This is a genomic window from Pseudomonas sp. FP603 (assembly GCF_030687415.1).
Lineage (GTDB): Bacteria > Pseudomonadota > Gammaproteobacteria > Pseudomonadales > Pseudomonadaceae > Aquipseudomonas > Aquipseudomonas wuhanensis.
Window position 1 is genome coordinate 2,488,392 of the sequence record NZ_CP117431.1, and the last position, 21,784, is coordinate 2,510,175.

At 58.2% G+C, this 21,784-nt stretch carries 22 protein-coding genes and 2 pseudogenes; 16 read left to right on the top strand and 8 right to left on the bottom strand.

The features are described from left to right. Positions 1 to 335 precede the first annotated feature (335 nt). The 5 genes and pseudogenes from PSH65_RS11520 to PSH65_RS11535 all read left to right on the top strand — a co-directional run bounded on the left by PSH65_RS11520 (position 336) and on the right by PSH65_RS11535 (position 5,825). Entirely contained in the window at positions 336 to 2,198 is a 1,863-nt protein-coding gene (locus PSH65_RS11520; RefSeq protein ID WP_305426297.1) for an amidohydrolase, read from the top strand. Between the two features lie 18 nt (positions 2,199 to 2,216). Beyond that, positions 2,217 to 3,959 (top strand): amidohydrolase, encoded by a 1,743-nt coding sequence (locus PSH65_RS11525; protein ID WP_305426298.1) that lies wholly within the window; start codon positions 2,217 to 2,219, stop codon positions 3,957 to 3,959. A gap of 111 nt (positions 3,960 to 4,070) precedes the next feature. Then, a pseudogene (locus PSH65_RS11530) lies at positions 4,071 to 4,815 on the top strand (TorF family putative porin). A 74-nt stretch (positions 4,816 to 4,889) separates the two neighbouring features. After that, positions 4,890 to 5,009, top strand: a pseudogene (locus PSH65_RS31785) (hypothetical protein); the annotation flags it as partial. 162 nt (positions 5,010 to 5,171) lie between these two features. Beyond that, a complete protein-coding gene (locus tag PSH65_RS11535; protein WP_305426299.1) occupies positions 5,172 to 5,825 on the top strand; it encodes a peroxiredoxin in 654 nt (217 codons plus the stop codon). Positions 5,826 to 5,992: 167 nt separating this feature from the next. Here the strand turns inward: PSH65_RS11535 and PSH65_RS11540 are convergent, their stop codons facing one another. Together PSH65_RS11540 and PSH65_RS11545 are read right to left on the bottom strand one after the other, a co-directional pair. Continuing rightward, the gene (locus tag PSH65_RS11540; RefSeq protein ID WP_305426300.1) at positions 5,993 to 6,466 is read right to left on the bottom strand and encodes a heme-degrading domain-containing protein; all 474 of its coding nucleotides are present in this window, start codon (positions 6,464 to 6,466) and stop codon (positions 5,993 to 5,995) included. 10 nt (positions 6,467 to 6,476) lie between these two features. Continuing rightward, the gene (locus PSH65_RS11545) at positions 6,477 to 7,478 is read right to left on the bottom strand and encodes a LacI family DNA-binding transcriptional regulator (protein WP_305426301.1); all 1,002 of its coding nucleotides are present in this window, start codon (positions 7,476 to 7,478) and stop codon (positions 6,477 to 6,479) included. Positions 7,479 to 7,678: 200 nt separating this feature from the next. On the opposite strand from PSH65_RS11545, the gene PSH65_RS11550 reads away from it, so the two are divergent. Genes PSH65_RS11550 through PSH65_RS11560 form a run of 3 tightly spaced genes read left to right on the top strand, consistent with a single transcriptional unit; the run spans position 7,679 to position 11,231 of the window. Then, positions 7,679 to 8,845 (top strand): Gfo/Idh/MocA family protein, encoded by a 1,167-nt coding sequence (locus PSH65_RS11550; protein ID WP_370694683.1) that lies wholly within the window; start codon positions 7,679 to 7,681, stop codon positions 8,843 to 8,845. Beyond that, the gene (locus PSH65_RS11555) at positions 8,842 to 9,945 is read left to right on the top strand and encodes a sugar phosphate isomerase/epimerase (RefSeq protein ID WP_305426302.1); all 1,104 of its coding nucleotides are present in this window, start codon (positions 8,842 to 8,844) and stop codon (positions 9,943 to 9,945) included. The genes PSH65_RS11550 and PSH65_RS11555 overlap by 4 nt, the downstream gene beginning before the upstream one ends. Before the next feature lie 53 nt (positions 9,946 to 9,998). Then, positions 9,999 to 11,231 carry a nucleoside permease gene (locus tag PSH65_RS11560; RefSeq protein WP_305426303.1) on the top strand — a complete coding sequence of 411 codons (1,233 nt, stop codon included), beginning with the start codon at positions 9,999 to 10,001 and terminating at the stop codon, positions 11,229 to 11,231. Positions 11,232 to 11,436: 205 nt separating this feature from the next. Here the strand turns inward: PSH65_RS11560 and PSH65_RS11565 are convergent, their stop codons facing one another. Beyond that, a complete protein-coding gene (locus PSH65_RS11565; protein ID WP_305426304.1) occupies positions 11,437 to 12,297 on the bottom strand; it encodes a CAP domain-containing protein in 861 nt (286 codons plus the stop codon). A gap of 253 nt (positions 12,298 to 12,550) precedes the next feature. Between PSH65_RS11565 and PSH65_RS11570 the strand changes: the two genes are divergently transcribed. From PSH65_RS11570 to PSH65_RS11580, 3 genes are all read left to right on the top strand, one after another. Continuing rightward, positions 12,551 to 13,363: an AraC family transcriptional regulator gene (locus tag PSH65_RS11570; RefSeq protein ID WP_305426973.1), complete on the top strand. Its 813-nt coding sequence runs from the start codon at positions 12,551 to 12,553 to the stop codon at positions 13,361 to 13,363. A gap of 90 nt (positions 13,364 to 13,453) precedes the next feature. Further along, the gene (locus tag PSH65_RS11575; RefSeq protein ID WP_305426305.1) at positions 13,454 to 13,840 is read left to right on the top strand and encodes a cupin domain-containing protein; all 387 of its coding nucleotides are present in this window, start codon (positions 13,454 to 13,456) and stop codon (positions 13,838 to 13,840) included. Between the two features lie 285 nt (positions 13,841 to 14,125). Beyond that, positions 14,126 to 14,947, top strand: a complete 822-nt coding sequence (locus tag PSH65_RS11580) for a MinD/ParA family protein (protein ID WP_305426306.1) — start codon at positions 14,126 to 14,128, stop codon at positions 14,945 to 14,947. 193 nt (positions 14,948 to 15,140) lie between these two features. On the opposite strand, the gene PSH65_RS11585 is transcribed toward PSH65_RS11580, so the two are convergent. The 3 genes from PSH65_RS11585 to PSH65_RS11595 are packed head-to-tail and all read right to left on the bottom strand — an operon-like array spanning position 15,141 to position 16,807. After that, positions 15,141 to 15,626, bottom strand: coding sequence for an adenosine-specific kinase (locus PSH65_RS11585; RefSeq protein WP_305426307.1), 486 nt, complete (start codon positions 15,624 to 15,626; stop codon positions 15,141 to 15,143). 47 nt (positions 15,627 to 15,673) lie between these two features. Further along, positions 15,674 to 16,177: an SLATT domain-containing protein gene (locus tag PSH65_RS11590; protein WP_192342661.1), complete on the bottom strand. Its 504-nt coding sequence runs from the start codon at positions 16,175 to 16,177 to the stop codon at positions 15,674 to 15,676. A 42-nt stretch (positions 16,178 to 16,219) separates the two neighbouring features. Continuing rightward, complete coding sequence (locus tag PSH65_RS11595) at positions 16,220 to 16,807, bottom strand: thioesterase family protein (protein WP_305426308.1); 588 nt, start codon at positions 16,805 to 16,807, stop codon at positions 16,220 to 16,222. Positions 16,808 to 17,051: 244 nt separating this feature from the next. Between PSH65_RS11595 and yfcF the strand changes: the two genes are divergently transcribed. Next, positions 17,052 to 17,684, top strand: coding sequence for a glutathione transferase (gene yfcF, locus PSH65_RS11600; RefSeq protein ID WP_305426309.1), 633 nt, complete (start codon positions 17,052 to 17,054; stop codon positions 17,682 to 17,684). Between the two features lie 15 nt (positions 17,685 to 17,699). On the opposite strand, the gene PSH65_RS11605 is transcribed toward yfcF, so the two are convergent. Then, on the bottom strand, positions 17,700 to 18,497 hold the full coding sequence (locus PSH65_RS11605; protein WP_305426310.1) for an alpha/beta fold hydrolase: 798 nt from the start codon (positions 18,495 to 18,497) through the stop codon (positions 17,700 to 17,702). Positions 18,498 to 18,630: 133 nt separating this feature from the next. Between PSH65_RS11605 and PSH65_RS11610 the strand changes: the two genes are divergently transcribed. Beyond that, positions 18,631 to 19,020 (top strand): cytochrome c family protein, encoded by a 390-nt coding sequence (locus tag PSH65_RS11610; protein WP_305426311.1) that lies wholly within the window; start codon positions 18,631 to 18,633, stop codon positions 19,018 to 19,020. 124 nt (positions 19,021 to 19,144) lie between these two features. After that, a complete protein-coding gene (locus PSH65_RS11615) occupies positions 19,145 to 19,480 on the top strand; it encodes a hypothetical protein (RefSeq protein WP_305426312.1) in 336 nt (111 codons plus the stop codon). A gap of 156 nt (positions 19,481 to 19,636) precedes the next feature. Here the strand turns inward: PSH65_RS11615 and PSH65_RS11620 are convergent, their stop codons facing one another. After that, complete coding sequence (locus PSH65_RS11620) at positions 19,637 to 19,942, bottom strand: panthothenate synthetase (RefSeq protein WP_305426313.1); 306 nt, start codon at positions 19,940 to 19,942, stop codon at positions 19,637 to 19,639. Positions 19,943 to 20,312: 370 nt separating this feature from the next. On the opposite strand from PSH65_RS11620, the gene PSH65_RS11625 reads away from it, so the two are divergent. Further along, positions 20,313 to 21,248: a Ppx/GppA family phosphatase gene (locus PSH65_RS11625; protein ID WP_305426314.1), complete on the top strand. Its 936-nt coding sequence runs from the start codon at positions 20,313 to 20,315 to the stop codon at positions 21,246 to 21,248. Between the two features lie 80 nt (positions 21,249 to 21,328). Further along, the gene (locus PSH65_RS11630; RefSeq protein ID WP_305426315.1) at positions 21,329 to 21,751 is read left to right on the top strand and encodes an arsenate reductase ArsC; all 423 of its coding nucleotides are present in this window, start codon (positions 21,329 to 21,331) and stop codon (positions 21,749 to 21,751) included. The last annotated feature ends 33 nt before the right edge of the window (positions 21,752 to 21,784 follow it).

A 21,784-nucleotide genomic window follows, 5' to 3' on the forward strand; every position in this document is an offset into this window, starting at 1 on the left:
AGTTACCGGTGGGGCTCTAGGCGCACAAGCCGGCGGATTCTGGTGCAGCCGTAGGCAACGGCGCAAGGTTTTGTAGCTTTCAGGACGTAACTTTGAGGTCTTTTAAACAAGCCTCTTCAGTCAATGTTGACTGTGCCACCGTCTTCGCAAGCAAGCCCGCTCCCACAGGTTCCGCCGCTACACCAGATCGGATCCCTGTCATTTAATTGCCTCCCCCCTCCTCATTTGTAGAGGTCCATCCGACGCCTGCGCCCTATAGGGTATGCCTGCATATCAGAGGCTTGCGGCCGTCTGTTCGGGGCACTTCCAAAACTATAAAAACAGAGGTGAGGCAGTTGAAATTTTCCAGGCTGTTTATCGCCGTTGCGTCGACAACGGCATTTTCCTGCATGGCGCTGGTGGGGTGTCAGACACAGGGTTCGACACCGGCTGACAGGGTGATGCGCAACGGCTATGTCTACACCGTCGATGGCAAGAACTCCGTGCAGCAGGCGATCGCCGTCACGGGCGGGAAGATCGTCTATGTCGGCAGCGATGAAGGCGTTGCTTCGTACATCGGCACGCAGACACAGCTGATCGATCTGGCGGGACGCATGTTGATGCCCGGCTTCGTCGATGCGCACATGCATCCGGGGGATGGCGGTCGCGCCATGACGTTGTGCGACCTGAAATACCAGACGATGACCCGCAAGGTTTTTCAGGAAACCATTCAGGCATGTCTGGATGCCGACAAGGGCAAGGGCCCCGATGTCTGGCTTGAAGTGGGCAGCTGGGACCGCATGGGCATGACCGGGCTCGATGGCGATCCCGATAAATCGACGCTGGACGCGCTCAAGACCAATCGCCCGATTCAGGTCCGTTCCACCGACTTCCATACCGTGCTGACAAACTCCCGCGGCCTGGCGGTCGCGGGCATCAACAAGCACACGGCCAATCCGGGGGATGGCAAGTACGTGCGCGACAGCGCCGGCAACCCGACCGGTATTTGCGAGGACGGTGCCGCCGATGCCATGGCCGCCGTGGTGCCGCCGGCCAGCGACGCAGAAAAACTCAACCAGACTCGGGCGGCGCTCGACGCCATGCGCCAGCAAGGTATCACCAGTTTCTTCGATGCCTTGTCGGGGCCTGAAAATGGCAAAGCGTTTACCACCCTGCAACAGTCGGGCGAGCTGACCGCACGGGCCTTGTTGGCGATCAAACTGGACCCTGCCGCCGCTGCTGCAGACCCGGCGAAAACCATTGCCGAGGCCAAGGCACTGGCCAACACCTATGACCAGGGCGAAGCCAAAGTCGCGCCGGGCGTGAGCATGCGTCACGTCAAATTGTTCATGGACGGCATCATCAACGCTCCAGCGGATACCGGGGCAATGCTGACGCCGTACCTGCGCAATGCCGGCACGGATACCGCGCCCAAGTGGACGCCTGGCAAGAATGCCGGTGAGCTGTACTTCCCGCCGCAAGTGCTTAATCCGTTGCTGTTGCAAGCGGTGCAGGCCGGCCTCGACCCGCACCTTCACGCCACCGGGGATCGGGCGGTGCGTGACTCGTTGAACGGTATCGAATACGTGCGCCAGCAACTGCCGGGAAATGGCTTTCGTCCGGCCATTACTCACGCGGAATCGGTGGACCCCGCCGACTATGCACGCTTCAAGGCGCTGGATGTGACCGCCAACATGTCGTTCCAGTGGGCCCAGCAGGCGCCGTCCACGGTTGACGGCACCAGCGATCATCTGGGCCCGGCGCGTTTTGCCCGCATGGAACCATCGGGCAGCATCAGCCGCGCTGGCGGCCGGGTTGCCTATGGCAGTGACTGGCCTGTCGACCCGCTCGATGAATTCCTGGCGCTGAAGATCGGTGTCACCCGCTCAGGCGATCCGCTGAACCCGCACAGCTACGGCCCAAAATATGCGGGCAGGTTGAATGCCGACCCGGCGCTGTCGCGCACTGACGTGTTGCGCGCCATCACCATGAACGCCGCCGAGCAACTGAAACTGGACGCTGTCGTCGGTTCGGTCGAAGTGGGCAAGTTCGCCGACTTGATCGTGCTGGACAAGAACTTCATGCAGGTGCCGGAGGATGAGCTGGGCCGTAACGAGGTGCTGCTAACGATGGTCGGCGGCAAGGTCGTGTGGGCCAAGGCGCCGTTCGTTGGACCTGATCCGAAGGCGTTGTCACAAATCTCCCGAACCGCCCAATAAAAACAAGAGAGTGTTCCGATGCAACTATTCATTCCCAACCTGTTGGCCGCAGCCCTGGCCATTTCTTCGGTGCAGGCCATGGCCGCCGCTGATCTTGTGCTGTTCAACGGCAAGGTCTTTACCGCCGAACCCGGTCAAGGACTGGTTCAGGCCGTGGCGGTGCAAGACGGCAAGATTCTAAAAGTGGGCAGCAATGCCGAGATCAACGCCCTGGCCGATGCCCAGACGCAACGAATCGATCTGGCGGGCAAAGTACTGATGCCTGGAATGATTGATACCCATAGTCACCCGGTGGTTGCGGCCTTCAACAGCCAGGGGGCCAACCTGCTGGATGAAGTAAAGCCGTTGCCGGAACTCGAGCAATGGGTGATTGAGCAGGATGAAGCGGGGCGAGCACGGGCCGGTGACGTGATCAGCATTGCCGGGGTGAGTTCGGCCTATTGGGAGAAAAGCCGCGAGCTTGGTCAGCACTTCAATCAGGGACGCTGGGCGGAACAACCGGTGGTCCTCAGCGGGATTGACGGGCATACCGGCTGGGCCAACAACGCGATGCTCAAGCGTCTGAAGATCGACGCGGCATTGGTAAAAGGTCTGTCGGAACAGGACCGCAGCTTCGTGGGGCACGCAGCGGACTTCACCCCCAATGGTTTGTTCGCCGAGTCGCGCTGGGACAAGGTACGCAGTCAGATCCCCGCGCCCGACAAAGAGGTCATGTTGAAGGCTGCCCGCGAGGCGGTGAAGGTCAATAATCAATATGGCGTTACCGCCTGGATGGACGCGGCCGCGAATGCCGGAAGTGGTGATTCACTGTTCGATTTCCAGGCCACCGAGCAGAGTTACGGTGTTCTACCGCTTTACCGCGAACTGGCAGAGAAGGGCGAGCTCAATGCCCACGTCGCGGCGCTGCTGCTGGCTAACCCAAAAAGCCGGCCGGCGGACCTGGAGATGCTGGCCAAGGTGATGAAGAAATTCGAGGGCGTACCCAACCTGAGCTTCCCGGGCATCAAGGTCTTCGCTGACGGCGTTCTGGAGTTTCCGGGGCAGACGGCAGCGGTGATTGTTCCGTTCACCAACAGTCACAAAAACGGTCAGTTGCTAATCGACCCGGCACACTTCGGTGAGTTGGTAGTCGCGGCGGAGAAGCGCGACTGGATTGTGCACACGCATGCGGTCGGCGACCGTGCCGTACGTGAGTCACTCAATGGCTTTGAATACGCGCGCAAGCTCAACCCGACACCGATGGCCCACAGCATTACCCACCTGCAACTGGTCAATCCAAAGGAGTTCCCGCGCTTCAAACAACTTGGCGTGATCGCTTCCATGCAGCTGCTGTGGGCCACCGGCGAGTCTTACACGGTGGAGTTGGTCAAACCGTATATCAGCGCGTTTGCTTACGGTTACCAGTATCCCGCCAGGTCCCTGCATAACGCCGGTGCGGTCATCGCCGGTGGCAGTGACTGGCCGGTGTCCAGCCCCAACCCGTGGAATGCCATCGCCCAGGCCAGCACTCGCAAAGGGCCGCTGGGGGTGTTGAACGCCAATGAAAGCATTGATCGCCAGACCATGTTCTACGCCTACACCCTCAATGCCGCCAAAGTCCTGCGGCTGGAGCAACAGATTGGCTCGCTGGCGCCCGGCAAACAGGCTGATCTGATCATCCTCGACCGCGATGTGTTCAAGGTCAGCGACGACGAGCTGTTCGACACCAGGGTCCTGAAGACTTTCTTTGCTGGCAAGCAGGTTTACGCGCCCGCGTCCTGACGACTACCCGCCGGCAGCACCCAGAAAAATGCACCTGCCCCTCGCATTGCGAGGGGCTGGGCAACGCCATGCCCGAAATCACCCGCTGATCCATAAAAATAAGAGACTTGTATGAACGTACGCTCAGCATTGACCCTTGCCAGCCTTGTATTGGCTCCCCTGACCAGCCAGGCACTGACACTTAACGACAACTTCAGCCTGGACATGACCCTGGGCGTTGTCAGTGACTATCGCACGCGTGGCATTTCGCAAACCCTGGGGGATCCGGCGGTTCAGGCCGGCGCCACGCTGGTGCACAGCAGCGGCTTGTACGTTGGCGCCTGGACCTCGAATGCGAGTCGATTACGGCGGTCCCTACAAGACCCGGCAGGAACTCGAGTACTACGCGGGCTATTACTGGCAGGCGACCGAAGCAATCAGTCTCGATCTGGGGTACCTCAAGTACGACTATCCAAAGGAAGGCCAATTCAACCTGAGTGAGGTCTACGCCATCCTTGATGTTTATGGCGTGAAGCTCGGCGCCAACTACTCAAACGATACGCCGAACTTCTTTGGCGAGGACCAGGACACCCTTTACACCTACCTCAGCTACAAAATCGAATTGCCGGCCGAGATCGGCCTGGACCTGCGCGTGGGTCGCAACGATGTCAAAGACCCGGCGTTCTGGTCCGCCAACGGTGAAAGCCGTGATGCCTACACAGAGTGGGAGGCCAAACTGACCCGTGATTTTGTGGGCGTGACCTGGGGCCTCAGCTACATCGATACCGACCTGTCGAAAAGCGAATGCGCGAGCTGGTACGGCTATGGCGATCTATGCACGGCCACCGTGGTAGCCAGTGCCAGCAAGGCCTTCTAGTGTTCAAGCCGACACGATAAAAACAACAAACTGTTCTTCACAGGATCGCTGCCCCATAGACGCCGCCGGTAAAGATGGTCGCGCAGCTTGGCGGCGTCGATATTTCCTGGATCGTCGGGCTGGTGGTGCCGGGCATTCTCTACTACTGGGTGGCCAGGACATCCGCGCTTGCCGTGTCGGTCGAGAAGGCTTGAATGCCCTGTCGTTCAAGGGCTGCAGAGTGGACGCGGCGATAACGACCTTGTGTTCAAGCGTCTCCTATACTGATCCGCGTTGACAGGTTCAACGCAGATCCTGAAGGCCGCTGGAACAGCAGCCAGCGGCTTCCCTACGACTCAACAGTAAGGAGAACGAACATGGCAATCCGTATTGGCGACGAAGCACCGGACTTTACCGCCGAAAGCACCGAAGGCCCGCTGCATTTCCACGAGTGGATCGGCGACAAGTGGGCGATCCTGTTTTCGCATCCCAAGGACTTCACCCCGGTGTGCACCACTGAGCTTGGCTACATGGCAGGGCTCAAGCCGGAGTTCGATAAACGCAACACCAAGATCGTCGGGCTCAGCGTCGACCCTGTCAGTAACCATCAGGCCTGGGCCAAAGACATCGAAGAGACCCAGGGGCATGCGGTCAACTATCCAATGATCGGGGATGAGAACCTGGTGGTGGCGAAGCTTTACGACATGATTCATCCGAATGCCAGTGGCGGCGCACGTACCGCAGCCGACAATGCCACCGTGCGCTCAGTGTTCATCATCGGCCCGGACAAAAAGGTCAAGGCGATGCTGATCTACCCGATGAGTGCCGGGCGTAACTTCGATGAAGTGCTGCGGCTGCTCGATTCTCTGCAATTGAATGCCAAGCACACGGTCGCCACCCCGGTGAACTGGCGTCCGGGCGAGGACGTGATCATTCCCACTTCGGTCTCGGATGAGGACGCCAGGAAGAAGTATCCGGATGGCTTCAAAACGGTGAAACCTTATTTGCGCACAGTGGCGCAACCGAAGTAATCGATCCGTTGGGAGACCCCAATGCCAGTCAATTAAGCGAAATCCATGTGGGAGCGGGCTTGCTCGCGAAAGCGGTGTGTCAGGCGACATCAATGTTGACTATGCCGCCGCCTTCGCGAGCAAGCCCGCTCCCACAGTCTGTTACTCGCTCTCAAGCGCGAGTTCGCTCAGGTCAGCCCCCACACATCTGTGCCAAACACCTGAACCACCAGGGCATGATCCTCACGCTGGGGCAGCCCTGAAACGGTGACGGCGCCAATGCACCCCACGCCCTTGACCGACACCGGAAAGCTGCCGCCATGATCGGCGTAATCACGCAGGGGCAATCCCATCAAACCTTCGAGTGAATCACCCTGAAGCTTAAAGGACAGGCCTACGCGGTATGAGCTGAGTTCCATCAGTTCCACGACATTTCGCTTGCGTCGTGCCCAGTCGGCGTTGCTGGCGGAGGTTCCGGGCATCGAGTAGAAAAACACCGTGTCCCGCGCCAGCCTGACCTCAATCGTGGCGAACACGCCTTGCTCCTCGCAGGCGCTTTTCAAACGGGTGCCCAAGTCCCAGGCCGTCGTTTTGTCGAAGCGCTCAAACGTCAGGGTTTCTTCCTGGAGTGCGATGCGTTGCAGGTCGGTTTTTATGTCCATGATTTCTTCCTCATCCCTTGCGGGCGGTCGTACTGTTACGCACGGTTAATGTGAACGGCAGCACCACATGGCGGTCCGGGATGGGCTTTTTTTCAATGAGGGCGATTAGCATTTCAACGGCCTTTTGGCCGAAGATTTCGGCGGGTTGCGCAATGGTCGTCAACGCCGGATCACAATAGGCCGCGAATGGGATGTCATCGAAACCGACCAACGAAATATCGTCGGGTACCCGCAAACCCTGTTGTTTGATGCGCTTCAATGCACCGATCGCCATTTCATCGTTTTCGCAAAAGAATGCGGTCGGGCGGTCGGCCAAATCCAGCAGCATTCCCGCGCCATCAAAACCGGCCTTCAACGTGAAGTCCCCGTGGCAGATCAATTGCGGGTCCGAAGCGATACCGGCCTGGTGCAATGCATCTTGATAACCGGCCACGCGGTCGCGTGTGAGCGGGCTGCTTTTCGGGCCTTTGATCAGGCCGATCCGGCGATGACCCAGATCGATCAGATGCTCCGTCATGGCCTTGGCCGCTGCCCGGTTGTCGAGGCTGATCGTCGGATGCCGCCCGCCTTGAATCACCTCACAGGCGTTGACCAAGGGCAGCGACTCGCCATGCGGGGAGGGCGATTCAAACGGGTCGTAGGCGCGCAACTGAATCACGCCGTCGGCCTGGTGGGCGTACACCAGCGCGGCAAACTCCCGTTCGATTTCCTCGCGCCCCTGGGTGTCGCACAGCAGCAATCGATATCCGGCCGCCTGTGCCGCCTGTTGGGCACCGCTGATCACCCGTGCGAAAAACGTGTTGGCGATGGCCGGGACCAGAATCACCAGGTTGCCGGTTCTGCGCGAACGGAACTGCACGGCCATGAGGTTCGGCCGATAGCCGGCCTGTTCCACGGCTGCGTTGACCTTGTTCCGGGTTTCGGGGAGTACGCGCTCGGGCGACTTCAGCGTTCTGGACACGGTGGCCACCGAGACGCCGGCCAGCCGGGCTACTTCACGGATATTGGACAAGACGACCTCGTTATCGAACCGGCAGATGTAAGCATGGCCGGCGAGCTTACCGCAGTCCGGCCGTGCGCTGAAATGACCTTCATTTTTAACCCAGGGTTTGACACCCGAAGTAACTGAGCTTAAATTTCCGGCACTATGTAACCGGTTACATCATAGTCAAACCTGAGCGCTGATCCGCCCCGAAAAAGAGAAAATTCGCGATGAACGTTGCAACGACAAAAATAAGAATGGGGTTTGTCGGGGGCGGCGAGGGTGCCTTCATCGGCAAAGCCCACCGCCAGGCCGCCGGTCTCGATGGTCGTTTTGAACTGGTGTGCGGTGCATTCAGCCGAGACGCCCGCAACAATCAGGACACCGGCGCCGCGCTGGGATTGTCCGCCTCACGCTGCTACAGCGACTGGCAACTAATGCTGGATAGCGAGCGCGCACTGCCTGCCGACCAACGCATGGAGCTGTTGGTCATCGTCACACCCAATCACTTGCACGCGCCGATCGCCAGCCAGGCACTGAGCGCGGGTTTTCATGTGTTCAGCGAAAAGCCCGCGGCACTGAATCTGTCCGAACTGCTGGCGCTCAAGGCAGTGGTGAAAAGCAGCGACCGCCTCTATGGACTGGCCCACACGTATCTGGGTTATCCGATGGTCTGGCAGGCGCGCAAGATGGTGCGTACCGGCGTGATCGGCGCGGTGCGCAAGGTCATCGTCGAGTACCCGCAGGGCTGGCTGAGCCGGGACGTGGCCGGACAGGGCAACAAGCAGGCGAGTTGGCGCGATCAACCCGAGCAGTCGGGGTTGGGCGGCTGCATTGGCGACATCGGTACCCATGCCTTTTCATTGGCCGAATTCATCGCGGACCAAACCATTACACACGTGTGTGCGAGCCTGGGCGTGCACGTTGCCGGGCGGCAACTGGACGATGACGCGGCGATGCTGTTCAAAATGGCCGCCGGGGCCAGCGGGGTGTTGATCGCCAGCCAGGTGTGCGCCGGGGAAGAAAACCCGTTGAAGATCCGCGTCTATGGCGATAAGGGCGGGCTGGAGTGGCGTCAAGAGGAGCCTGCTAGCCTGATCCATCGCTCCCTTGATCAACCGTTGAGCATCCTTCGTTCCGGTGTCGGTCAGCCCTGGTTATGCGAGGCCGCCAGCCAGCGCATGCGTTTGCCTGCCGGGCATCCCGAAGGTTATCTCGAGGCCATGGCCAATCTCTATGGTGATTTCGCCACCGCGATCCGCAGCAACGTCGAAGGCAACGATGCTCCCGGCGTGCCGGGCATCGACGTCGGGTTGCGTGGCATGGCGTTCATCGAAGCGGTGGTCGCCAATCATCGCGGCGACGCGAAGTGGACCGAACTGGTCTGCAACCCATGAGTCCGGAGAACCCTCTTGTGAACCACACCTCCCCAACACCGGCAGGCCTGCGCGGCCCGGGTATTTTTCTCGCGCAGTTCATGTCCGCCGAAGCGCCTTTCGACACCCTCGCTAACATTGCCCGCTGGGCCGCAGCGCAGGGTTACAAGGCCATTCAATTGCCGACCCTGGGCACGCAATACATCGACCTGGCGCGCGCCGCCGACAGTCAGGATTACTGTGACGAGTTGAAGGCCGTCTGCACCCAGGCAGGCGTCGAAATCAGCGAGCTGTCCACGCATCTGCAAGGCCAACTGGTGGCGGTGCATCCGGCGTTCGATACGTTGTTCGATGACTTCGCTCCCGAACATGTGCGCGGTCAGCCCCAGGCACGAACCGAGTGGGCCATCGATCAGTTGAAACTCGCCGCGCGCGCCAGCCAACGCCTGGGGCTGAAGGCGCACGCGACGTTTTCCGGTGCGCTGCTCTGGCCCTATGTCTACCCGTGGCCGCAACGCCCGAGCGGTCTGGTCGAGCAGGGTTTTGCCGAACTGGCCAGGCGCTGGTTGCCGATCCTCGATTGTTTCGAAGAGGCCGGCGTCGACCTCTGCTACGAGATCCATCCCGGTGAAGACCTGCACGACGGCGCCTCGTTCGAGCGTTTCCTTGAGGCTGTCGATCATCATCCGCGTGCCGCGATCCTCTACGACCCGAGTCATCTGCTGCTTCAACAAATGGACTATCTGGGCTTCATCGATCGTTACCACGAGCGCATCCGCATGTTCCACGTCAAGGACGCCGAGTTCCGGCCCGATGCCCGTTCGGGTGTCTACGGCGGTTATCAAGGTTGGGTCGAGCGGCCTGGCCGCTTCCGTTCTCTGGGCGATGGGCAGATCGATTTCAAATCGATTTTCAGCAAATTGACGCAGTACGACTTTGCCGGTTGGGCGGTTCTGGAGTGGGAGTGTTGCCTGAAGGATGCGGAGCAGGGCGCAGCAGAAGGAGCGGCCTTTATCCAGCAGCACATGATCAGCAAAACCCGAAAGGCCTTTGATGATTTCGCCAGCGTGGCGTCTGACGAACGTTTCAATCGGCGGCTATTGGGTTTGCCCGACGCCTGAAAAACCTGTTTGCCCCTTTCTCCCCCAAAAAAAACAATAAAGCGGTGACTGACATGACCACGATGACTGCGCGATTGAGCGTAATGATGTTCCTGCAGTTCTTTATCTGGGGCGGATGGTTCGTAACCCTCGGCACCTTCCTCTCCAGTAACCTGGGGGCCAGCGGCGGGCAGATCGGCATGGCGTTCTCGACGCAGTCCTGGGGCGCGATCATCGCGCCCTTTGTGATCGGTTTGATTGCCGACCGCTACTTCAATGCCGAGCGCATTCTCGCGGTGTTGCATCTGATCGGCGCGGTGCTGCTGTTGCAACTCTATCGAGCGCCTGACTTCAATGGGTTTTACCCGTTCGTGCTGGCCTACATGATGATCTACATGCCGACGCTGGCGTTGGTGAATTCGGTGGCGTTCCGGCAGATGCGCGACCCGGCTCTGGAGTTCTCGCGGATCAGGGTATGGGGCACCATCGGCTGGATTGTGGCGGGCGTGGTGATCAGCTTTGTGTTTGCCTGGGATTCGCAACAAGCGATCTCATCCGGTGGCTTGCGCAATACTTTTCTGATGTCGGCCATCGCCTCCTTCGTGCTCGGGATCTACAGCTTCAGCCTGCCGCGTACCGCACCGCTCAAACCTGAGCCGGGCCGTGTCGGCTTAAAGCAAATGCTGGGGCTGGACGCCTTGGGTTTGTTGAAGGACCGCAGTTACCTGGTGTTCTTCATCGCCTCCATTTTGATCTGCATTCCATTGGCGTTTTATTACCAGAATGCCAACCCGTTTCTGGCGGAAATCGGCGTGACCAACCCAACCGCCAAGATGGCGATCGGGCAAGTCTCGGAAGTGCTGTTCATGTTGCTCCTGCCGCTGTTTATTCAGCGTTTCGGCATCAAGATCGCGCTGTTGGTGGGGATGCTGGCGTGGGCGTTGCGCTACCTGTTGTTCGCCTACGGTAACAACGGGGACCTCGCTTTCATGTTGTTCACCGGCATCGCCTTGCATGGCATCTGCTACGACTTCTTCTTTGTTTCGGGGCAGATCTACACCGATGCCAAAGCGTCGGAGCGTTTCAGAAGCTCCGCGCAAGGGTTGATCACGCTCGCGACATACGGCTTGGGCATGCTGATTGGCTTTTGGGTGGCCGGGGCGGTCACCGATCAATATGCGTCGGCTGAGAGCCACGAATGGAAAAGCATCTGGCTGTTCCCGGCAGGGTTCGCGTTGGCGATATTTTTCTGTTTTTCGCTGGCCTTCAAAGGGCGGCAAAGCGTGGCGGTGCCGTCGAGTATTTGAAGCATGACCCGAGTCCGAAGAACACCATCGGAACCTGTGGTTCACCAATTTGGTGTTCGGCTCAGATCCTTGTGGGAGCGGGCTTGCCCGCGATGGCGGTGTGTCAGGCGACATTGATGTTGAGTCTGCTGACCTCATCGCGGGCAAGCCCGCTCCCACAGGGTTTGTTATTACCGACTGGCATTTCAGGGGGTATGGAATGCACTCAAGGCGCGCCAAACAGCATCGTCCAGTAAACACCCTCATCGCTGCGCGAATCTGCGGCATAGGCTGCGCCCACTTGGGTAAACATCGGGTTCATCAAGTTGGCGCAATGCCCGGGGCTGGCCAGCCAACTGGCCATCGCTTTGTTCGGTGAGCTTTGCCCGGCGGCGATGTTTTCACCGATCTGCCGGCCTCGATAGCCGGCGGCTTTGGCCCGATCAAATGGCATATCACCGTCAGGATCGCGGTGGGCGAAGTAATTGCCGTAGGCCATCGCCTTGCTGTGCCCTTGCGCGGCGGCCCCCAGGGCGGCATTCCAGGTCAGCGGTCGTGCGGCGGCAAAGCGTTGACGCCCGCACAGGCGCGGCTTGGCCCGTGCCGCATTGACCTGTGCCAGCAACGCCTTGCCCGCTTCTCGCGAATCACCGACACGTCCGTCGAGCACCGGTTGCGCCAGCACCACCTGCCATTCGCTACGGGAGCGAGTGACGCCGATGTCGGCGAACTGGGTATCGAGCAGCGCCCCGCAGTAGTCGCTCTCAAGCATGTCAAACGCCTCATCGGCATCCTGCGCGCCGACCACGCGGATGGTGCGCACGGTCACCGCTTGATAACCGTTAGCTTTCAAGGCACTCCGCAAACCGCCGCCATAGCCGACCGGCAGCGCCAGGTTCGATTTCAGCGACAGCGGCCGCAACGGCTTGACCGTACGGCCCGCACAGCGATCGGGATCGGCGCGGTAGTCGTTGATGACTTCCACCAGTTGCCGTTCCCCACTGGCATGGGCGGGGCTGGCGAGCAGCGGGAGCAAAGGCATCAGGCACAGCGAGATAAAGCGACAGCAGCGGACGGTTGGGCGCATGAACGAACAACTCTGATGAGATAACGACGGTAAAGTGGGATAGGGGCGAGCAATGACCGTAGGAGCGCTTCGTTGGGTGAGCTTCTTTTACGGCACGGCTAAGACTGCGGGTCTGAAGACTGGTTCACGAGGGGAAGAGACAAATTTGACGGCGCCGCCGTGGGGCTGATTCAGACTTGCACGGGTCAGTCCGCCGGGGACATCAGCCACGCTGGCTGGTACCGTATTGACATCCTTCAGGGGGTACAGGGACATGACGAAAACCAGGGGTGACAAAGACTGGGTAAAGCGCTCGGCTCAGCCGTTGAAGATGGAGCGTATTGAAGCCTTTTTTGGCGGCCATGGGTTTACGCCGCATCGCCACGACACCTACGCCATCGGACGAACGCTGTCGGGTGTACAAAGCTTCCAGTACCGCAAGACCAAGCGTCACAGTCTGCCGGGGAAAACCATTGTTTTGCATCCGGACGAGGTGCATGACGGTGAAGCTGGTACCGAAGCGGGTTTTCATTATCGGATGATCTACATCGAGCCCGCCTTGATTCAGCAAGTATTAGGCGGCAAACCCTTGCCCTTCATCGAGGGCGGGTTATCCAGCGACCCACGGCTTTATGCCGCGACCCAGGTGCTGCTGCAAAACCTCGACGCTTGCATCGAGCCCCTGGAAGAAGACGATGCCATTTACGATCTCGCGCAAGCACTGGATGCGATCTCGGGGCAACGCGGACGGCGCAAGTCGTTTGACTTTGCAGCGGCCGAACGTGCGCGTGCGCTGATTCATGAGTCGCTGGATCGAGTCATTACCCTGGAGGAGTTAGCGCAGGCCAGTGGTCGAGACCGCTGGAGCCTGAGCCGTGATTTTCGTGCGCTGTACGGCACGAGCCCCTATCGATACATGACTCAACGACGTCTCGATCTGGCAAGAGCACTGATGTTCGGGGGCCACTCGATGGCGGAAGCCGCCGTATCAGCAGGTTTTTTCGATCAAAGCCATATGACGCGTCAGTTCACCCAGACCTATGGCGTCTCACCTGGTCGATGGATGAAAAGGCTGGGCCTTGTTTAAAGGCGATCGACTTGCACAATCATGCAATACGCAGTGCTGATCCTCTCCTAAAGTCAGGCCTCGATAACTTGGCTAATGAGGGCAACTCAAATGAATTCCCAACCCGGCGTGACAACCTGCACCGCGATTAACTTTGCCGAAAAACTGGCTTTGTTCAGCGAGCAATGGGCACCCAAAGTCATTGCCGAAATGAACGACTACCAGTTCAAGGTGGTGAAAATCGAAGGCGACTTTATCTGGCATTCCCATGCCGACACCGATGAAACCTTCATCGTCCTCGAAGGCGAGCTTCGCATTGATCTTCGAGAAGGGGCCGTCGTGGTCAGGCAGGGAGAAATGTACGTCGTCCCCAAGGGCGTCGAACACAAGCCTTATGCTGAGCGAGAGGTGAAAATGTTACTGATCGAGCCGCGTGGAGTACTGAATACCGGCGATCAGGAGGGAGAAAGAACCGCAATCAATGATGTCTGGATTTAGACATCCTGGTCGTTTCTTCATCTCTGGGTGAGCAGGGCGCCTGAGCGCCTGGCGCCAGTTCAGCCGCCTCTATCGGTCCATCGGCCAGCAAGCATTCAGGAACGCAGTGTCATTATCTGAATCAACCCATTAGCGGCGTTTTCGTTGAAAAGGCTCGATGACAGGTGGCGAAGTGCCTCTCGTCGGAATGCAACGCGGCTATTTGGCGCTTTTCAGCTATTCTTGCGGCATCTGGACGGTGGCCATGACGTACTGGCACACGATGCGCAAGGAAGGGATGAAAAAATGGATGATGTGCATTGCGTGCAAGTTATCGCTGTAACTGGCGGTAAAGGTGGCGTGGGCAAGACAACGGTGGCGGTTAACCTGTCGCTGGCGTTGGCAAAAATGGGGCGGCGCGTCGTATTGCTCGACGCCGATCTGGGCTTGGCGAATATCGATATTCTGTTGGGGCTGACGCCGCGCTACACACTGGCTGATGTCATCGAAGGGCGTTGCGAGCTGTCCGAGGTGCTGATGCCAGGGCCTGGAGGCATTCGTGTTGCCCCGGCCTCTTCTGGATTGCAAAGCATGACTCATCTGGAGCCTGCGCAATACCGTGCGCTGATCCAGGCCTTTAGCGATATTGGCGATAAGCTGGATGTGCTGGTGATCGATACGGCCGCCGGTATCGGTGGCTCAGTGGTCAACTTCATCCGCGCGGCGCAGGAAGTGATGGTGGTCGTGTGCGATGAACCCACCTCAATCAGCGGCGCCTACGGGCTGATCAAACTGCTCAACCTGAACTACGGTCTGCACCGTTTTCGCATATTGGTCAACATGACGGGAAGTCCGGCGGAAGGCCGCAATCTGTTTGCCAAGCTGGAAAAGATTACCGACATGTTCCTGGATGTCACGCTGCAATACGTCGGCGCGATACCTAACGATGAATGTGCGCACAAAGCCGTGCAGAAGGGGCGTGCGGTGTTTGAAGCATTTCCCCGTTCCAAATGCGCCCAAGCCTTCCAGGCCCTGGCTCACAACGTCGACACCTGGCCATTGCCGACTCATCCGAGAGGGCATGTGGAGTTCTTCGTTGAGCAACTTGTGCAGAATTCGGGCAGGTGAGTCTCAAGGTCTCGTAATGTTGTTCACTTAAGCGCTCATACCTGCCTTTGTGGCGAGCGAGCTTGCTCGCGTTGGGCTGCGCAGCGGCCCCAAAATCTGACAACTATTGCCGATTTTTATGAGTGCTACGCACTCAAGCGGGAGCAAGCTCCCTCGCCACAGGTTTCTCACTGACTCAAAACCAGAACTCAAATCACAACTTGTAGCCGATCTGCCGCAACAGGTTCTTGCGCCACAGAATGTCTTCATCGCCTTCAATGTCTTTGGCACAGAAGCCATCCACCACGCCCAGAATCCCGCGCCCCTGTTCCGTCTCGGCAACAATCACTTCAGTGGGATTGGCCGTTGCACAAAAAATACGGCACACCTCTGGAACCATTTTGACGCTGTTCAAGACGTTCAATGGATAGAAACCGTCGCCCAGGAAAATGATGAAGCAATGGCCCGCGGCAATGGCTTGCGCATTTTTCTGCGCCAGTTCGATCATGGCGGTATCAGTGCCAGACCATCGCACCAGGCATTTACCGGAGGCTTCACAAAAGGCCACGCCGAACTGAATACCAGGCACGGCATTGACCAACGCTTCATGAATGTCCTCGATGGACTTGATGAAGTGCGTCTGACCCAAAATGAAGTTCGTCGTTTCCGGCTTGTCGATTTTCAACGTGATGAGCTGCATTTCAAACGCCTCCTTTCACGATGCTGCGGACCAAGTCTGGCCTTTTATCAAGCCGGGACGGTGTCTTGCCCTGCTGGCGGTGGCTCTGTGTAGACGCGAACATCCCCCAGTCTCCTGATCGTCGACTTGGGCAAGGTCGGCGCATCAAGAAGAATCGAATCAATGCGCTTGCGGATGTCAAAAACGATTGGGCCCAGGATAGCCTCGTCCTTGCCGCTGGCGATTTCGTCCTGAATCTCACGTGATATTGCCCCGAGTTTCTCGGCGGTGTCTTTGTGCCCGGCAGCCCGGGTGTCAAAGTTCAGGAAGGTCTGGACCGAACTCAACACCAGGGTCAAGAGTGACAGGACGCCGGCGACGTATTGGAGCCATACGGGCGAGGAGTCACTGATCGAGCCAAAGACGCTGGCGCTGACGATGGCCGACAGAACAACGCAGGGGATACCCAGTTTCCAGCTGAATTTCTCGAAATCCCGGGCACTGATTTCGTGTTCAATCTGCAACCGGACGATCATGCGATTCCATTTGGTCAGTAGTTCGAGCCGGCTCATGGTTGCAGTCCTTGGCAGGGGGATTGAGATGAATATTAGCTACTATTTGACCGCCTGGTCGGATTCAGAGGCAGGACGGAGTTGAGTCGCCAAACCTTCTTCCTCTCGGAGCTGGCGGCTCATATCGTCGCAGCTTTGCGACCAGGCTGTCAGCCACGTCGACATTTCGGGTGACTGTTCAGCCAAGCCCAGCTCCCGGACAAACTCGGCAGGTGAGACCGTACCTTTCGCCGCGCGGAACAGCCCTCGCATGATAACGACGCCAATCACTCGCCCTTTGCTCACGAAGCGGTGTTCCATAAAGCTCCACTTATCGTCCCAGCCGAGTATTCGGGTATGAATCTCGAACGATTCGAACAGCTTCAGCTCCCGCCGAAATTTGCCCCAGGTATCCCCAACAATCGGCACCGCTCTATGGCGCAGGGCCACTCGGTAGGCACCGCTGCGCAGGACGAAATCCATGCGACCTATATCGGCCAAAGTGAAATACCGGCCATTGGTGACGTGTCGGTTAAGGTCAAGATCGAGCGGCCAGACGCGCATGCGGATAACAGTAGTGGCCAGTCCATCAACCGGCTTGCGCCATGGGCGCCGAAACAGCATGAGGAACAGTCGAAACCAGAGATTCATAGGTACGCCGAGTAAGGCTGGGTAGAGCGGTGCACTTTAGGGCGGAGAATGTGGGCGAGATAGGTGCACAAATGACTTTTTTCATGTGAAAAGCGCAATTGGATCATTCATGCGCTGAGTCAGTCATTTCGGGCGTTGCCCGCCAATCAGGTATTCCGCTGAAGAATGTCCCCATAAAAATCATGCATTTTCTTTATGGCATTGGATCTCGTAGCGTGTCTGCTCACCCTATGGAGATGACCCCGTGAATGATTCCCGCCTGCGCCTGTACGTTGATGCTCAATTCACCAGCCCTTATGCGATGTCGGCTTTCGTGGCCCTTCGCGAAAAAGGCATCGAATTCGAACTGAGCCCACTGGACCTCGACGCGTTCGAAAACCAGTCCGAAGATTATGCTAGCCTCTCGCTGACCCAGCGCGTACCGACGCTGGTGCATGGCGACTTTGCCTTGTCTGAATCGTCGGCGATCACTGAATACCTGGAAGACGTTTTTCCTCAGACGCCGGTTTACCCGAAAGAGCTGACGCAACGGGCGAAGGCACGACAAGTCCAGGCGTGGCTGCGCAGTGATCTGCTGCCCATTCGGCAGGAGCGATCCACATTGGTGGTGTTTTATGGCCTCAAATCAGCGCCCTTGTCGCCCGCGGCCGAGTCGGCCGCGCGCAAGCTGATCGGTGCCGCACAAGCGCTGCTGGCTGACGGTCGTGAGTACCTGTTCGGGCAATGGTCGATTGCCGATGTGGACCTGGCCTTGATGCTCAACCGGCTGATACTCAACGGTGACGCCGTGCCATCCGCACTGGTGGAATACGCGCAGCGTCAATGGCAGCGGCCAACGGTGCAGGAGTGGGTCAAATTGCAGCGTCCTGCGCTTTAGTGGCGTGGAATCAGGTCAACTGCGCTCAATAAATTGCTCGATGACCTGATTGACGATCTCCGGATGCGTAATCGGCCCCATATGACCGAGCCCCTCGAGCTCGACCACTTCAACGTTCGGCAGTGCGCCGGTCAGCAGCCGCGCCACTGCCCGTGACGATGCCGGTGAGTCCTTGCCGACCATGAAAAGCACCGGCAGGTTGAGCGAACGGAACGCCTGCAATGGCGTCGGCTCGGTCAACAGCGCGTGAGCCCAGCCCTGCACATTGGCCACCGCAGCGGCGATGGAGGGCTTGCGTTGTTCCGGGGTTTGCTCCCAGGCTCCGGCACCCATCCAGTAGTCAATGAAGTGCTGGGCCGCTGCGTCCAGGTTACCCGCCTCAAGTGCCAGTCCGGCGTCTGCAACGACTTCACGGATGGCATCCGCGTCATTGGGTGGGGGCGATTCGGCGTCGAGCAGGGCAAACAATGTTGGCTCATACACCGCCATGGCGCGCACCCGGCCAGGGTTCTGCAACGCTGTGATCAACGCCACCGCCCCACCATAAGAGTGACCGACCAGAATGAGCGGTTCGCCGGCGCGGGCGAGCACCGGCTCGGCGAAACGCGCTTCTTCACTGAGGGTGACGATTCGATCGGTGGGCCACGCCGGGCTCTTGCCGGCGCCAAACGAGTCGAGCGCCAAGACCCGAAACTTTGCGGCCAGGTGATCTTGCAGTCCACGCCACTGCACCGAGTGACTCGCATTGGCATGAAAGCAGACAACGCCCGGACCCACGCCAGCGTCCCGATAAAAGGGTTCGACGGGTTTCATTCTGGCTCTCCTGCAACGACGTTAAAGGGACGAAGCGAGTTATAGATTAACTTCAAGGCTTCGGTGTAGCAGCCAGTCATGATGAAATAGCCACCCGTTTTTGCTGCCAGTAACACCTGATTTGGAGCGCCACATGAAAAACGCCGCCATCCTTACCTTCGCCTTGATGCTCAATACCGGGTTATTCAGCATGCAAGCCGAAGCGGCGGGGGATGCCGAAGCCGGTCAGAAACTATTTACCCGTATCTGTGGCGGCTGTCATCAAGTAGGGACTTCGGCGCGGGGTTCTTTTGGTCCTCACCTCAATGCCATTTTCGGGCGTCCTGCGGGAAGCACCACGGACTACCAGTATTCAACCGCGATGAAATCATCAGGCGTCATCTGGACCCGCGAAACACTCACCGCATACATCGAAGCGCCAAAAGAAGTGGTCCCCGGAACCCGGATGATTTTCTGGGGCCTCAGCGATCCGGAGAAGATCGAAAACCTGTTGGCCTACCTTCAGACATTTCAGCCGCAATAATCTATGCCTCATCAAAATGTTTACCGCGTAAAGGCTGTACAGGTGATATCAATGAGCCACTTCATCCGTTAAAGTATGCGCCGCCCGAGAGACGGATCCCGGGTATTTCTAATGGAGTGTCTCAGTGAATTATCTCAGCAAAGTTGTTGCCGTAGCCCTGTTCGGTCTGGTTCTGGCGGGTTGCACCGGCACCCCGATGAAGACTCAGCAGTACGACAGCAGCCAGTACACCGTTGTTGGCCACAGTGAAGCGACCGCCACTGGCCTCTTGCTGTTTGGTCTCATCCCGATCCAGCAGAACAACCGTTTCATCCGCGCTCAGAACGCCGCGATCAAAGCCCGGGGCGGCGACGCGATGATCAACACCCAAGTGCAGGAAAACTGGTTCTGGGCTTGGGCTCTGACCGGTTACACCACCAAGATCTCCGGTGATGTGATCAAGCTGAAAACCGTTCAGTAAGCGACATACGCTGCCTGTGTGGCGAGCGAGCTTGCTCGCGCTGGGCAGCGTACGGCCCCAAAAAAGTCCGACCGCAATGGCCGATTTTTGTGAGCGCTACGCACTCAAGCGCGAGCAAGCTCCCTCGCCACAGGTTTCCCTCTCATTGATAACACCTCACGCCCATGCTTTACCGAGCTCCTCCAGACCGGCGTTTTGCAGCTCTAGTGGGCTCATGACCACTCGGAATTTGCAGTTGGCCTGAAAGTTGAGAAAGAAGGGTTCCGCATAGCCGGGAATTTCGGAAGGGTCTTCTATATCGATCAGAAAAATCCCACTTCGCATTCCATCATGTTCAGTGAAATAAGCCGCCTCCGGCTTAATGGTTTCCAGCACGCGGTTCATGATTTCGCCGACCTTCCCCGACCTGACAAGCGCGTTGAAAGGCTCATGGGGAAACTCGACCATCAGTAGCATTTTCATTACTCGATACTCTGTTGAGGTGGCGTGCTCCTTACCCGGATCCTTACTCCTGACGATGATGCCGCAAGCCGTGCTTCAGCCGTGCCAGCGGTGGTGTGTGGTTAAGAATAGCGAAGGGTTCGAGGCTGCCGGGGCAGAGTTACGGACGGTCATTCTTGATGATTCAGCGGCGAGGCCTGGCAGGGTCAGGGCGTGTATGCCGCAATGTTGCGGTTACCCAGGCAGGTTTGCCCGGTGTCTGTTCTTTTGAAAAGGCTAGAGGGTGTCATCACGGTGTCATCGAACGAATGGCAAGCTCCTCGCAAACCGTCTTGAGCGCATAGACGGAATTCCGTCTGCGGGCTGATGAATTTGCCAGGAATCCCCCCTAATGAAAGGAGACGCCTCCCTGTTTGCGGCCATTGACCTGGGGTCCAATGCGTTTCGCATGATGATCGGCCAGTCGGTCAGGCGCAATCAGGGGTTCATGATCCAGGAAGTGAAAACCTTGCGAGAGCCTGTCCGTTTGGCGGAGGGGTTTCAGGGCGGGGCGCTGGACGAGTTGGCGCTGGATCGGGGGTGGCAAGCGCTCGCGCGATTTGGCAAAAAACTGCGCGGCTTTGAGGCCGGTCGCGTGCGGGCAGTGGCGACCAGTGCCGTCCGCGAAGCCGATAATGCCCAACTGTTTCTGGCCAGCGCGGAGCGGCACCTGGGCTTTCGTATCGATGTCATCTCTGGGCATGAAGAGGCCCGACTGGTGTACGCCGGTGTTGCCCATACGATCCCCAGTACAGAAAGTATGCGCCTGGTCGTGGATATCGGCGGCGGCTCTACTGAGTTGATTCTGGGGCAGGGCACTCAGCCCCTCTTGACCGAGAGCATTGCCATTGGCAGCGGTACTGTTGGCGCGCGTTACTTTCAGGGGGGCTGTCTATCGGCGAAGGCGCTCCTGGAGGCCGAGCGCGTGGCCACTCTGCAGTTTGAAAAAGTTACCCGTCGTTATCGCGCGCTGGGTTGGCAGCAAACTATTGGCTCTTCAGGTACTGCACGAATGCTTGCCAAAGTGCTCAAGGCCAATGGTTTGAATGACGATGGTCAAAGCGGTATCACCTACGGCGGTCTTTTACGCTTGTCGTTGCGTCTGCTGGAAGTGGGGCATGTTAAACAACTCAAATTGGCGGGCTTACCACCCCATCGCCTGAATATCTTGCCCGGTGGCCTGGTGCTTATGCTGGCGGCGTTCAAAGTATTCGGCATCTCGCACATGAGTCCTTCCGAACCGGGATTAAGGCTGGGCGTTCTTCATGGCCTGATGTCCAAACACTAAATGGCAGCCGTTGCTGTTATTGGCAAACGCTGCTGTAAAAAAAGCATTGTTATTTAGATCAGAAAGAATGTGAGGACGTGATGGCTGACAAACGCCGGGTTCTGTTCGTTTGCGCAAAAAATGACGTTCGCTCGCTGATGGCGCAAGCGCTACTTCGGCACACTGACTCCGAACACTTCGAAGCCTTTAGCGCGGGTCTTGTGGCCAGTGAAGTTGACCCCCGCACGCTGGAGTCTCTCGATCACGTAGGCATCGACACCACGGAGTTGCGCAGTAAAGCCATCGATGAGTTTGAGGGGCAGCCGTTCCATTATGTGATTACGCTGTGTGACAAGTCCTCCGAAGAGGCTTCGCGGATGCCTACCGCCGGAGAAGTGATCGTGTGGAATTTCGAGGACCCCGTCACCAGTGAAAAACACGATCCCTTCCGTCATGCCATTCAGGAAATCCACGACCGCATCAAAATGTTCATCACTGTGAAGACCCGCGCTGACCATCTTTGATGATCCCGTCGGGCACTAAAAACGCATGAAAAA

Bases quoted from the DNA above. Each gene is read 5' to 3' on its own strand.
- PSH65_RS11525 (WP_305426298.1), top strand. From the start codon at position 2,217: ATGCAACTATTCATTCCCAACCTGTTGGCCGCAGCCCTGGCCATTTCT.
- PSH65_RS11535 (WP_305426299.1), top strand. From the start codon at position 5,172: ATGGCAATCCGTATTGGCGACGAAGCACCGGACTTTACCGCCGAAAGC.
- PSH65_RS11540 (WP_305426300.1), bottom strand. From the start codon at position 6,466: ATGGACATAAAAACCGACCTGCAACGCATCGCACTCCAGGAAGAAACC.
- PSH65_RS11550 (WP_370694683.1), top strand. From the start codon at position 7,679: ATGAACGTTGCAACGACAAAAATAAGAATGGGGTTTGTCGGGGGCGGC.
- PSH65_RS11555 (WP_305426302.1), top strand. From the start codon at position 8,842: ATGAGTCCGGAGAACCCTCTTGTGAACCACACCTCCCCAACACCGGCA.
- PSH65_RS11560 (WP_305426303.1), top strand. From the start codon at position 9,999: ATGACCACGATGACTGCGCGATTGAGCGTAATGATGTTCCTGCAGTTC.
- PSH65_RS11565 (WP_305426304.1), bottom strand. From the start codon at position 12,297: ATGCGCCCAACCGTCCGCTGCTGTCGCTTTATCTCGCTGTGCCTGATG.
- PSH65_RS11570 (WP_305426973.1), top strand. From the start codon at position 12,551: ATGACGAAAACCAGGGGTGACAAAGACTGGGTAAAGCGCTCGGCTCAG.
- PSH65_RS11575 (WP_305426305.1), top strand. From the start codon at position 13,454: ATGAATTCCCAACCCGGCGTGACAACCTGCACCGCGATTAACTTTGCC.
- PSH65_RS11580 (WP_305426306.1), top strand. From the start codon at position 14,126: ATGGATGATGTGCATTGCGTGCAAGTTATCGCTGTAACTGGCGGTAAA.
- PSH65_RS11585 (WP_305426307.1), bottom strand. From the start codon at position 15,626: ATGCAGCTCATCACGTTGAAAATCGACAAGCCGGAAACGACGAACTTC.
- PSH65_RS11590 (WP_192342661.1), bottom strand. From the start codon at position 16,177: ATGAGCCGGCTCGAACTACTGACCAAATGGAATCGCATGATCGTCCGG.
- PSH65_RS11595 (WP_305426308.1), bottom strand. From the start codon at position 16,807: ATGAATCTCTGGTTTCGACTGTTCCTCATGCTGTTTCGGCGCCCATGG.
- PSH65_RS11605 (WP_305426310.1), bottom strand. From the start codon at position 18,497: ATGAAACCCGTCGAACCCTTTTATCGGGACGCTGGCGTGGGTCCGGGC.
- PSH65_RS11610 (WP_305426311.1), top strand. From the start codon at position 18,631: ATGAAAAACGCCGCCATCCTTACCTTCGCCTTGATGCTCAATACCGGG.
- PSH65_RS11620 (WP_305426313.1), bottom strand. From the start codon at position 19,942: ATGAAAATGCTACTGATGGTCGAGTTTCCCCATGAGCCTTTCAACGCG.
- PSH65_RS11625 (WP_305426314.1), top strand. From the start codon at position 20,313: ATGAAAGGAGACGCCTCCCTGTTTGCGGCCATTGACCTGGGGTCCAAT.
- PSH65_RS11630 (WP_305426315.1), top strand. From the start codon at position 21,329: ATGGCTGACAAACGCCGGGTTCTGTTCGTTTGCGCAAAAAATGACGTT.